Genomic DNA, 11,914 nt, shown 5'->3' with positions numbered 1-11,914 from the left:
TCTCCTCCCACTCATTTCAGATAGGAACTTTTTCCTCCCCTATCTTGGCACATTGCGATGCCGATTAAGGAGGGGAGGAGACCATCTCATCGCCCTACGCCACTAGCACCAAAAACAACTTTCCGCTTGGCACTGAGGGACGGGGAGGGGTAGACCTTCTCAAGACCGTAAGCGGAGGGACTCCGCGCGTCGAGCCCCCAGGGATGGGTTCACGGCGTGTCTTGAGAAGGTCTACCCCTTCCCGGCCCGGTCGTAATGCTCCCGCCGAACATACTGCAGGGCCCGCTTAGCGTGTACAATGTTGGCCCTGTGAATTCCGATGATGGATGACCCCATGAGCGAGAAGAGAACCACCGATTTTGGCTACGAGCAGGTGGCCGTTGAGGAAAAGGCCAGCCGTGTGGCGAACGTATTTCACTCCGTCGCGGCCCGCTATGACCTGATGAACGACCTCATGTCCGGCGGCGTCCACCGGTTGTGGAAGCGGTTTACCATCGAACTGGCAGCGGTCCGTCCCGGACAGACCATCCTTGACATTGCCGGCGGTACCGGAGACCTGAGCTACGCCTTTGCCAAAAAAGTCGGGCCGGACGGCCTGGTGGTGCTCGCCGATATCAACGAATCCATGCTCAACGTGGGTCGCGACCGGCTGACCGACCGGGGCATCGCCGGCAACCTGCAATACGCCCAGGCCGACGCCCAGTACCTGCCTTTCCCGGACAACACCTTCGACTGCATCACCATCGCCTTTGGTCTGCGCAATGTCACCGACAAGGACCTGGCACTGCGCTCCATGTTGCGGGTGCTCAAACCCGGTGGGCGGCTGTTGGTGCTGGAGTTCTCCAAACCGCAGAACCCGCTGCTGGAAAAAGCCTACGACACCTACTCGTTCAAGCTGCTGCCCTTCATGGGCAAAGTGGTCGCCAACGATGCCGACAGCTATCGCTACCTGGCCGAGTCCATCCGCATGCATCCCGACCAGGAAACCCTGAAGGGCATGATGGATGCCGCCGGCTTTGTGAACACCGAGTACCACAACATGACCGGTGGCGTGGTGGCCCTGCACAAAGGCATCAAGCCCTGATATGGATGCCACGCTGACCACCGCTGCCCTGACGGCCGCCGAAACCATTGTCCAGCGCGCCCTGCGCTATGACCCCGCCAGCCGGCTCGCACTCAGCAAGCTCGAAGGGCAAGTGCTGGCGCTGAACTTTACGCAACCCGAGTGGACGGTGTACGTCCTTCCCGGAGAAGGCCTGAGTTTCAGCAGTCACTGGGAAGGCGATATTCAAACGCGACTGACCGGCCCACTGAAAAACTTTATCGGTCTGGCGCGCGGCGAACAGACCAGTCTGGCGGGCTCCGGTGTGCAGTTGGAAGGCAGCCCCCATCTGGTTCAGTCACTGCAACGTACTCTCGGACAACTGGATATTGACTGGGAAGAAGCCCTGAGTGAAGTGCTCGGCGATGTGCTCGGCCATCAGGGTGCGGAACTGCTGCGCTCGGGAGGCCGTTGGCTGAAGGCGCGAGACAGCCAGGCCCGTCGACTGCTGGGCGAGTTCATTACCCAGGAGGCGGGGCTGGTTCCCGGTCGCGCCGAGCTGGACAATTTCTATCGGGAAGTGGACGAGCTGGCCTTGGCGCTGGAGCGCACCGAAGCGAGAATTCAACACTTGCATACTCTTTTGCACCGAACCACTAAGGACTAAGCGTGTTAGTCGTACTCCGTCGCCTGCTCACCATCAGTTTCGTCATCTGGCGCTACCGCCTGGATCTGTTGATTCCGCCCGGTCAGTTGCCCTGGTACGTGCGGCTGTTCCTGCTGCCGTGCAAACTCAAACCCGCCGGCAAGATGACCCGGGGGGAGCGACTGCGCCGGGCACTGGAAGACCTGGGCCCGATTTTCATCAAGTTTGGTCAGCTGCTCTCGACCCGTCCGGATCTGGTGCCGCCGGACATGATGGACGATCTGAACCGACTGCAGGACAAAGTGCCGCCGTTCGACAAGTCCGAATTTCGTGCTCTGGTCGAGCGGGGTCTGGGGGAAAGCGTCGATACCGTGTTTGCCAGCTACGAGCAGGAGCCGCTGGCTTCGGCGTCGGTGGCCCAGGTGCACGGCGCCACCCTGCACAATGGCCAACGTGTGGTCATTAAAATTGTCCGCCCCGGTATCGAGCGGATCATCGAGCAGGACGTGCGTCTGCTGATGATGATCGCCCGACTGGTGGAGCGTTACAGCATCGACGGCAAACGCCTGCACCCGGTGGACGTGGTACGCGACTATCGCAGCACCATTTTCGATGAACTGGACCTGCAACGCGAAGCGGCCAACGCCTCCCAGCTTCGCCGCAATTTCGATGGCTCTCCGCTCCTGTATGTTCCGGAAATCTACTGGGACTACACCCGCAATAACGTGCTGGTGATGGAACGCATTCACGGCATTCCCGTGACCCATATTGATGAACTTCACGCCCAGGGCACGGATATGAAAGCGCTGGCTGAACGCGGTGTGGAGATATTTTTCAAGCAAGTGTTCGAGCACAATTTTTTCCACGCGGACATGCATCCGGGCAACATTTTTGTCGCCACTGAAAACCCGGAATACCCCAAGTACATTGCCGTGGACATGGCCATTGTCGGTTCCCTGACCCGGGAAGATCAGTACTACCTGGCGCGCAACCTGCTCGCCATGTTCCGGCGCGACTACAGGCAGGTCGCCGAGCTGCACGTGCAAAGCGGCTGGGTCCCCGAGGGCACCCGGGTCGAGGAACTCGAAGCCGCGGTGCGCACCGTGTGCGAGCCCATTTTTGAAAAACCGCTGAAAGACATTTCATTCGGGCACCTGTTGATGAGCCTGTTCCGCACCGCGCGCCGGTTCGATATGGAAGTTCAGCCGCAACTGGTGTTGTTGCAGAAAACCCTGCTCAATATTGAAGGGCTGGGCCGCCAGCTCTATCCGGATCTGGATCTGTGGGTCACCGCCCACCCCTTCCTCGAGCGCTGGCTGAAAGATCGCTTCCACCCCAAAGCACTGTGGGGACAGTTCCAGCGCTACGCGCCGGAGTGGATGGAAAAATTTCCTCAGGTGCCGGAGCTGATTTTCGGTGGCCTGCAACAATTGCAGAGCCTGAGCAAGGTATCCCATCACCTGGAAGCCCAGACCCAGGAGCTGCAGCGCCAGCAGCAGAACCGGCGCCGGGGACGTCGGCGCACCGTCATTGCCACCCTGGCACTGATCGGCTCCGGCATTACCGCTTGGCCCCATTTAGGGGGTCCCCTCACCGCCTGGGCCGAACGCATTGACTGGGGGCAGATTCCTCCAGAAAGCTGGGCCTTGTTGACCCTAGGTTTGGCGGTCTTGATCCTGCGCAAATAAAGGATGATTATTGCGCCACTCCTTATGGATTTTCTTTCGGCAATAGGCTACTGTTGATTAGAGCTGACAATACGAAGGGGCACACATAGCCCCCATCAACACAACGCCGTGACCGAGAGTGAGACATGCCTGATTATCGCGCAACCGGCCGCGCCTGTGCGTCCCGCTGGTTGTCCCTGCCTGCCCTTTGGCTGACCGCAACCCTCGCCCCATTGGCCAGTGAAGCCGCCTGTACGCTGCGCGATGGCGAGGATGTACCGAGCGTCCTGTTACCACTGCGCCATGAAGCAAGGCACGACCATCGCAGTTACTATGAAGACTTGCTGCAACTGGCCTTGGACAAAACCGAAACCGAGTACGGCCCCTGCCGGGTGACCGTTCCGGAAGGCTACAAACCGCAAGTGCGCCGCTACCTCGACCTTGAACGTAAAACCGGCGCCGACATCATTGATGCCACGGCAACGCCGGAACGCAGCGAACGCTTTCGGGCGGTACCGGTACCGCTGCTGAAGGGATTGATGGGCTATCGACTGTTTTTTATCCGGGAATCAGATAAAGAAACCTTCTCCAACATCCAATCCCTGGATGACCTGCGCACATTTCGGGCCGGACAGGGGGAAAGCTGGTTTGATGCCACGCTGCTGAAAGCCCACGACATCCCTGTGGTCACCGCACCGAAATACGAATCCCTGTTTCGGATGTTGCAGGCGGAGCGGTTCGACTTTTTCCCCCTCGGCGCTCAGGAAATTCTCGATGAGCAGGCCAATTTTGATACCGAAGGTTTGATCATTGAACCGGATTTACTGCTGGCCTATCCCTCTCCGGTTTATTTTTACGTTCACAAAGACAATGTCGCGCTGGCGGACCGGGTGGAAACCGGCTTGCGACGAGCCATGGACGATGGCTCCTTCGATCAGTTTTTCAATGACCACCCCATAATTCGCGAAGTGTTTACCGAGCTGAACCTGTTTGAGCGAACCACCCTCTACCTGTGTCACCCCCACCACCGGGATCCGGCTTTGCTTCAGCGGCCCGATGCCTGGATTCGGCCCTGGCCAAAACGCTTGTGTGATAATGCGAGTATTCCTACACTTGATTAAACCGATTTCGTTGTGGAGCCATCATTCACCGTGAGCCAGCCTTTGCCACCGACACATCAGGAGGCTTCAGCCTCTGAACTGGGCCGCCCAGGCACGTCGCAAAGCCGGTGGTTTTTTCAGGCGCTGGCGGCTCTCATAACGAGCCTGCCCTTCCTAATGTTCAGTGTCCCTGCCAGCGCCGCCTGCCAACTGAGCCCCGGCACAAACACGGATCAACTGGTGCTCCCGCTTCGTGCAGAAGTCCGCCACGACCATCGCAACTACTTCGCCCAACTGCTACAACTAGCGCTGGATAAAACCGCCCAGGATCATGGCCCCTGTGAGGTTATCCTGTCTCAACAGGCCAAACCCCAGGCGCGCCTGTATCAGGAATTGTCCCGCCAGGAAAACATTCACATCATTGACGCCACGGTCATGCCTGAGCGCAACGAACGCTTCCGGGCCATTCCCTTTCCCCTGCTGAAAGGTCTGATGGGGTACCGCATTGCGTTTATCCGGGCCGATGATCAACCCCGGTTCAACCAGGTGAAAAAGCTGGAGGACTTGCGCGCATTTCGGGCCGGACAGGGGGACACCTGGTTCGATGTGCAGGTGCTGCGAATGCATGGCATTCCCGTCACCACAACCAGTAAATACGAGTCCCTGTTCCGGATGCTGCGGGCGGGGCGTTTTGATTTCTTTCCGCGCGGGGCACAGGAAGTGATGAGCGAAGCGGAGAGTTTTGATATCAGCGGCCTGGCCGTCGAGTCGAGCCTGGTGCTAGCCTATCCTTGGCCGGTGTACTTTTACGTCAACAAAGAGCATACCCTACTGGCCGAAAGGGTCGAGGAAGGCCTGAAGCGCGCGCGAGCCGACGGCTCATTCGATGAATTTTTCCGGGCTCACCCGTTGATCATTGCGGTGTTTGAACAGCTCAACCTCGAGCAGCGCACCCTACTCTANCTGTGCAANCCGCAACACAGTGACCCGGCCCTGCTTCAACAGAGCGATGCCTGGATACGCCCCTGGCCCNANGATCTGTGNGCCCGCTTCAGCCTCGACGCNGCCACCGTCAACTAGACAGCATGAANGTCACNGGTCCATCGTTCTGCAGNCTGACCTGCATATCGGCGGCGAACACCCCGGTGGCNACCGGNTCGTGAAACTCNCNGGCCCGACNGACAAAATGATCGTANAGCGATTCCGCCAACGCNGGCGAGCCNGCCCGCGAGAAACTCGGNCGCAGGCCCTTGCGGGTATCGGCCGCCAGNGTGAACTGTGAGACCACCAGCAGCCCGCCNCCGGCCTGCTGCAGGTTCAGATTCATTTTCCCCTCNGCNTCCGGGAACACACGATAAGCCAGAACCTTTTTCANCAACGCCTCGGCGCTCGCCTCATCGTCTTCTTTTTCGACNCCCAGGAATAACAGCAGNCCGGAATCAATTCGGCCTACCGTNTGCCCCTCCACCTCAACACTGGCGTGTTTGACACGCTGAATCAGNCCCAACATCNNAAGCGACCTCAGGCCAGNTTATCTTCTTCGTGGCGCAACCGACGAACCATATCTTCGGTGGCCCGCACCANGGCATCGACGGTGCCGGGTTCGGACGCCGAATGCCCGGACTCGCGGATNATCTGCAACTCGGCGTCNGGCCAGGCCTGNTGTAGNTCGAACGCATTGTCCAGCGGACACACCATGTCGTATCGGCCGTGGACAATCACCCCCGGNATACCGGACAACCGATGGGCGTTGCGCACAATCTGNTCCGGTTCCAGAAAGGCCTGATTCACNAAGTANTGCGCTTCGATACAGGCCAGNGCCAGGGCGCGATGGGGCTTGGAGAAGGACTCCACCACCTCGTGATTGGGTCGCAGGGTGGCACAGCGTCCCTCCCAGATGGACCAGGCCTTGGCCGCCCCCATCTTGAGCAGATCGTTGTCGCCGGTGAGCAATCGGTAGTAGGCCGAAATCAGTTCGCCCCGGTCGGCTTCGGCAATCGGCTGCAGGAAGTCCTTCCAGTAATCGGGAAATACATGGGCGGCCCCGCCCTGATAAAACCACGCCAGATCCTTCGGCCGGCACAGAAAAATGCCNCTGAGNATCAGCCCGAGGACCCGCTCCGGGTGGGTTTCGGCATACACCANGCTGAGCGTCGAGCCCCAGGAGCCGCCAAACAGGACCCACTTCTCCACCCCCAGGAAGCGGCGAATCTCCTCCATGTCGTCCACCAGCGCCTGGGTGTTGTTACCCTCCAGGCTGGCGTGGGGGGTGGATCGACCGGCACCGCGCTGATCAAACAGGATGATGCGATAACACTCCGGGTCAAAGTAGCGACGATCATACCGCCCACAGCCGGCACCGGGCCCACCATGAACGAACAGCACCGGGATGCCATCGGGGTTACCGGACTCATCCACGTAGAGCTGATGACCATCGCCAACCGGAACCTGGTGGCGCTCGTAAGGTTTGATTTCGGGGAAGTAGGTGAGCATAGTGGCCCTTTAATGCTGTGCCAGAAACGGTTTTTATAAACTCGATGTGCCTTTATAACCCAGTGTAGAGAAGATGCAACCCCCGCGCCGCGAACGGCGGCAGATTCCTCCGTGTCCCTGGGGCACGAGTGGCGCCAAAGACTTTTCCAGCGCCGTTATCCATGCTTTAATGGTCACCCTGAATATAAGATAGACGCCCGCCGTTCAGGTCGGGCCCAAACATGACAGGTCATGCTTATGAACCCCATCTCCCGACGCAAATTCCTGCTGGGCAGCGCTTCACTGGCGGCCCTGGCCAATCTCAAGGCCTGTGCCATCAACGGTGCCGCCGAACGCACCGGACTGAAAAATCTCTACGGGGATGACTTCCTGGTGGGCACCGCCATCAGCAATCAGACTCTGGCCAACGACGACCAGCACTTGAAAGCCCTGATCGCCAAGGAGTTCAACTCCATCACCGCCGAGAACTGCATGAAGTCCGCGCTGGTCCAGCCCCGCCAGGGCGAGTGGGACTGGGAGCTGGCGGACCGCTTTGTCGAGTTCGGCCTGCAGCACAATATGGACATCGTCGGTCACGCCCTGGTGTGGCACTCCCAGGTGCCTGAGGACTTTTTCGTCTACCCGAACGGCCGCCCCATTGACCGTCAGGAGCTGATCAAGCGGATGGACACCCACATTCGCACCCTGGTGGAGCGCTACAAAGGCAAAATCAAGATCTGGGATGTGGTCAACGAAGCGATCGATGAAGACAAGGGCTGGAGAGAGAGCGCCTGGTTCAAAACCATGGGCGGCGCCGACTATGTCGAGCGCGCCTTCCGCCTGGCCCACGAAATGGACCCGGACGCACACCTGATCTACAACGACTACAATATGCACAANCCGGGCAAGCGGGAGTTTCTGGTCAACGTGCTGCGCGATTACAAAAAGCGCGGCGTACCGATTCACGGCGTGGGCCTGCAGAGCCACGTGGGCCTGGACTACCCGGACCTGAGTGAATTCGAAGCCAGCATCGAGGCCTACGCCGCCGAAGGCATGCGCATTCACTGCACCGAGCTGGAAGTGGACGTGCTGCCGGTCGCCTGGGAGCACACCGGGGCAAACATTTCGGACAACTTCGAGTATGCCGACGAGCTGAACCCCTACCCGGACGGCCTGCCCGAGGACATGCAGGAGCGACTGACCGAGCGCTACGTCGAAATGTTCAAGCTGTTCCTCAAGCATCGGGACAAGATCGACCGGATTACCCTCTGGGGCACCCACGATGGCGAATCCTGGAAAAACAACTTCCCGGTGGGTGGTCGCACCAACTACCCACTGCTGTTCGATCGCGATATACAACCCAAACCGGCCTACTTCGCCGTGGCGGACCTCAAACGCTGAATCCGTACCATTGAGCGCGCGGGCCTTCGGCCCCGCGCTTAACCCTTCTTCACACGGCCTGTGCTAGGCTGTATACACCATTCTTCACAGTGCCTGACATCCTCGCCCACTGATTCAAACCCACTTGGGCTGCGTATCATCAGGTCACACCCTTTTTCACTGATTTGAGGAGACTGACCATGGCTTCACTACTGACCCGNCTNTCGCCCGTGCTGGCCTGCGCCGCACTGGGCCTGATGGCCGCNNGCGNTCANGCGGACGATCACGCCACCATNATCGAAACCGAGAAGGCCAAGCTGAAGGTCACNACGGTGACCGACGGACTGAGCAACCCNTGGGGCATGGCCTTCCTNCCCGGCGGTGACATGCTGGTCACCGAGCGCTCCGGNGACCTGCGGATTGTCGGCGCCGACGGCACCAAGGGNCCCGCACTCAAGGGCCTGCCCGAGATTGCCAGCCGCGGCCAGGGNGGCCTGCTGGANGTGGCCATTGACCCCGACTTTGTCGANAACCGCTGGGTGTACTTCAGCTTTTCCGANCCCGGNGANGGCGGNACCAGCACNGCNGTNGCCCGNGGCAAGTTGATGCCCAACGCCCAGGATGAACTGCAGGGCGTGGANGTCATNTTCAGCCAGCAACCCAAAGTGCGCAGCAATGGCCACTTCGGCTCCCGCCTGGTGTTCCGCGACGACGGCACCCTGTTTATCACCATGGGGGATCGCCAGCAGGANTTTGAAGACAACTANCCCCAGGAGCTNGACAGCCACATCGGCACCGTNGCCCGCATCCACCCCGATGGCAGCGTGCCCGATGACAACCCNTTCGTGGGCGANAAAGACNCCCAGCCGGAAATCTGGTCNTACGGCCACCGCAACGTCCAGGGCGCTGATCTGCACCCGGACACCCGCGAGCTCTGGACTGGCGAACATGGCCCCCAGGGCGGTGATGAAATCAACGTGACCCGGGCCGGTAACAATTACGGCTGGCCGATCATCACCTACGGTGAACAGTACGGTGGTGGCAANATTGGTGAAGGCACCGAAAAAGAAGGCATGGAGCAGCCGGTGCATTACTGGGATCCGTCCATCGCCAACGCCGGGATGATTTTCTACACCGGCAATCAGTTCCCCGANTGGCGGGGCAACCTGCTGGTNACNGCCCTCAAGTTCCAACTGGTATCGCGCCTNGANCTNGATGGCGAGAAAGTGACNCACGAGGAGCGGATGTTCGATGAAAGCATCGGCAAGCGNNTGCGNGANATTGAGCAGGGNCCGGATGGCAACCTGTACCTGTTGACCGACGATCGCAATGGGGAAATTCTGAAGGTTGAGCCNGCGAAGTAGNCAGCAGGCTGAAGGAACGGTAAGAATTGTCGGGTTACGGCCTTTGGCCTAACCCNACCTACATAGCCCTCTCAGTAGGACGGATCGGTCCGACGCATCGGAGCGCGCAGCGCGTAATCTGCCACACTAACCCGACCTACATAGCTCACCGCCACACTTTCAGTAGGTCGGGTTAGGCCAAAGGCCGTAACCCGACGCAANGNGCTAGCGGTGATTCTGCTCCACCAGCACCAACGGAATCTCACTCATCGTCTCTTCCGGCGTCGGCCGCCCCACCATTTCATCGTAGGGTGTCTGCATCACCAACCAGGCTTTATCGGCNCCGTGCTGAGCCAACCACCGCTTGGCNGCATACAGGCTGGGAAACTTCTCCGCCCGNCCNCGNNCATCNCGCACCACCTCGATCTCNTCCGCCCANCCCACNGGCGTTTCGGTATAACCGACCAGGTAATGCGCACAGTCGGCAAAACTCATCACCACNGCACGACGCTCCGAACGACTCGCTTCAGGGATCATTTTGCGCCTCCTCAGGCAAGGTACACAGGTAGCGGCCACTGCCGTACAGCCGCTTGAAACGCCGCTTCGCCCAGCGCCGGTACACCCGATCGACCACCGGGCCGAACACCGGCCAACGCAGCGGCTTGAGCAGCCACCCNACGCGGGTGTAACGCCAGGCCTCAACGCTGGCATCGGCGCCCACCAGCCACTGNCCATCGGGCAGGCGCAGATGCAGNTGACGCAACATGGCCTCGCGCTGCTCNGCCGGNAGNTGCCACTGCTTGTGGATNTCCAGCANNCGCAGCTGCGCCGACTTGAGNCGCTTCAATAAANTCATCTCNCGCTGACACAAAGGGCACAAACCGTCGTAATACAAGGTGGCAAGGGTCTGNCCAGGCTGTGNNGTGGGAATATCTGCTTCNATTGAGCGNTTAGCAGTAGAACGATTCATCACGGGTNCAACCTCTTATCCATTGCNNGAGAATACGCTTGCCAGGGACCGCTGGATCAAACCAGAACCGGCGGTAGCATTATNCCCCGCAACCCGTTATGTTTGCGGTCAGGCCAACAGACAGGAGACTTCATGAGCCAGCAATACCGGGCGGTCAACGACCGCGTCGAAGAGCGTTTTCACAACCCCTCGGATGAGACCCGCCGCACCCANCAGAAAACCGGGGTGCTGCTCACNAACCTGGGCACGCCCGACGCCCCCACTGCGCCGGCACTGCGNCGCTACCTGGCGGAGTTCCTGTCCGACCCACGGGTCATTGAAGTCCCGCGCCTGCTGTGGAAAATCATCCTCCACGGCATCATCCTGCGNGTNCGNCCGAANAANTCCGCTGAAGCCTACGCCTCGGTCTGGAGCGATGAAGGCTCACCACTGCTGGTGATCAGCCANCNCCAGCGCGNNGCCGTGCANAAAGCCCTNGGGGATGAGGTGNTCGTCAANCTCGCCATGCGCTATGGCAACCCATCCATNCCCNAGGTNATGNGGGAATTNCAGGANCTGGGTATCCGGCGCATNGTGGTGCTGCCGCTGTANCCNCAATACGCCGCNCCCACCACNGCNTCCACCTTCGACGCCCTGGCCGATGAGTTGAAAACCTGGCGCTGGGTNCCCTCGATCAGCTTCATCAGNGGCTACGTGGANAANCCGCTGTACATCAGCGCCCTGGCCCAGAGCGTGCAGGACCATATCAACGAGCACGGCATGCCGGAGAAATTTCTGTTCTCCTACCACGGCACGCCCAAGCGCTATCTNGACAACGGAGATCCGTATCACTGCCTGTGCCACAAGACCACCCGTCTGGTGCGGGAAAAGCTGGGGCTGGAAGAGTCGCAGTGCATGACTACCTTCCAGTCCCGTTTCGGTCGGGAAGAGTGGCTCAAGCCCTACACCGATGACACCCTCAAGCAGCTTCCAAAGGATGGCATCAAGCACATTGCCATACTGTCGCCAGCGTTCAGCGCCGACTGCCTGGAAACGCTGGAAGAGTTGGAAGAGGAAAACCGCGAGTATTTTATGGAAGCCGGCGGCGAGACCTATCATTACATTCCAGCCTTGAATGACCGGGAAGACCATATTGCAGCCATTGTGGATGTGTTGCGNCGGGAGCTTTAATCCGCCCTTNGTAACGGCGGGTGCGCTTCGNTACCGCTGCGCTCGGCCCCTACGTAAACTGCGGAGGTCGCGTAGGGCGGGTAAGCGAAGCGCACCCGCCGTGACCCTCCCGCGATGCTATAAT

The 11,914-nt window shown here is 59.7% G+C and carries 11 protein-coding genes; 7 read left to right on the top strand and 4 right to left on the bottom strand.

Annotated features, from left to right (window positions below; all coding sequences use genetic code 11):
• Positions 1-334: 334 nt before the first annotated feature.
• From ubiE to CMG77_RS02285, 4 genes are all read left to right on the top strand, one after another.
• Positions 335-1,084: a bifunctional demethylmenaquinone methyltransferase/2-methoxy-6-polyprenyl-1,4-benzoquinol methylase UbiE gene (gene ubiE / locus CMG77_RS02300; RefSeq protein ID WP_024462140.1), complete on the top strand. Its 750-nt coding sequence runs from the start codon at positions 335-337 to the stop codon at positions 1,082-1,084.
• 1 nt (position 1,085) lies between these two features.
• A complete protein-coding gene (locus CMG77_RS02295; protein ID WP_286903542.1) occupies positions 1,086-1,709 on the top strand; it encodes a ubiquinone biosynthesis accessory factor UbiJ in 624 nt (207 codons plus the stop codon).
• A 2-nt stretch (positions 1,710-1,711) separates the two neighbouring features.
• Positions 1,712-3,376, top strand: a complete 1,665-nt coding sequence (ubiB, locus tag CMG77_RS02290) for a ubiquinone biosynthesis regulatory protein kinase UbiB (protein WP_286903541.1) — start codon at positions 1,712-1,714, stop codon at positions 3,374-3,376.
• 125 nt (positions 3,377-3,501) lie between these two features.
• Entirely contained in the window at positions 3,502-4,476 is a 975-nt protein-coding gene (locus tag CMG77_RS02285) for a substrate-binding periplasmic protein (protein WP_286903540.1), read from the top strand.
• 1,051 nt (positions 4,477-5,527) lie between these two features.
• Here the strand turns inward: CMG77_RS02285 and dtd are convergent.
• Entirely contained in the window at positions 5,528-5,965 is a 438-nt protein-coding gene (gene dtd / locus CMG77_RS02280) for a D-aminoacyl-tRNA deacylase (RefSeq protein ID WP_286903539.1), read from the bottom strand.
• Positions 5,966-5,976: 11 nt separating this feature from the next.
• Entirely contained in the window at positions 5,977-6,948 is a 972-nt protein-coding gene (pip, locus tag CMG77_RS02275; RefSeq protein ID WP_286903538.1) for a prolyl aminopeptidase, read from the bottom strand.
• 231 nt (positions 6,949-7,179) lie between these two features.
• On the opposite strand from pip, the gene CMG77_RS02270 reads away from it, so the two are divergent.
• Both CMG77_RS02270 and CMG77_RS02265 read left to right on the top strand, forming a co-directional pair.
• Positions 7,180-8,328, top strand: a complete 1,149-nt coding sequence (locus CMG77_RS02270) for an endo-1,4-beta-xylanase (protein WP_502691730.1) — start codon at positions 7,180-7,182, stop codon at positions 8,326-8,328.
• A gap of 179 nt (positions 8,329-8,507) precedes the next feature.
• Positions 8,508-9,671, top strand: a complete 1,164-nt coding sequence (locus CMG77_RS02265) for a PQQ-dependent sugar dehydrogenase (protein ID WP_286903536.1) — start codon at positions 8,508-8,510, stop codon at positions 9,669-9,671.
• 204 nt (positions 9,672-9,875) lie between these two features.
• On the opposite strand, the gene CMG77_RS02260 is transcribed toward CMG77_RS02265, so the two are convergent.
• Together CMG77_RS02260 and CMG77_RS02255 are read right to left on the bottom strand one after the other, a co-directional pair.
• Entirely contained in the window at positions 9,876-10,145 is a 270-nt protein-coding gene (locus CMG77_RS02260; RefSeq protein WP_286903545.1) for a DUF6482 family protein, read from the bottom strand.
• Positions 10,146-10,176: 31 nt separating this feature from the next.
• Positions 10,177-10,620, bottom strand: coding sequence for a thiol-disulfide oxidoreductase DCC family protein (locus CMG77_RS02255; RefSeq protein ID WP_286903535.1), 444 nt, complete (start codon positions 10,618-10,620; stop codon positions 10,177-10,179).
• Between the two features lie 132 nt (positions 10,621-10,752).
• Between CMG77_RS02255 and hemH the strand changes: the two genes are divergently transcribed.
• Positions 10,753-11,790, top strand: a complete 1,038-nt coding sequence (gene hemH / locus CMG77_RS02250; protein WP_286903534.1) for a ferrochelatase — start codon at positions 10,753-10,755, stop codon at positions 11,788-11,790.
• Positions 11,791-11,914: the final 124 nt, after the last annotated feature.

This window comes from Marinimicrobium sp., assembly GCF_002695945.1.
GTDB lineage: Bacteria > Pseudomonadota > Gammaproteobacteria > Pseudomonadales > Cellvibrionaceae > Marinimicrobium > Marinimicrobium koreense.
Note: the sequence above shows the minus strand (reverse complement) of the source record. Positions and strands in the feature narration are given on the sequence as shown.

Coding starts and splice junctions, on each gene's coding strand:
- CMG77_RS02295 (WP_286903542.1), top strand. CDS start 1,086: ATGGATGCCACGCTGACCACCGCTGCCCTGACGGCCGCCGAAACCATT.
- CMG77_RS02285 (WP_286903540.1), top strand. CDS start 3,502: ATGCCTGATTATCGCGCAACCGGCCGCGCCTGTGCGTCCCGCTGGTTG.
- ubiE (WP_024462140.1), top strand. CDS start 335: ATGAGCGAGAAGAGAACCACCGATTTTGGCTACGAGCAGGTGGCCGTT.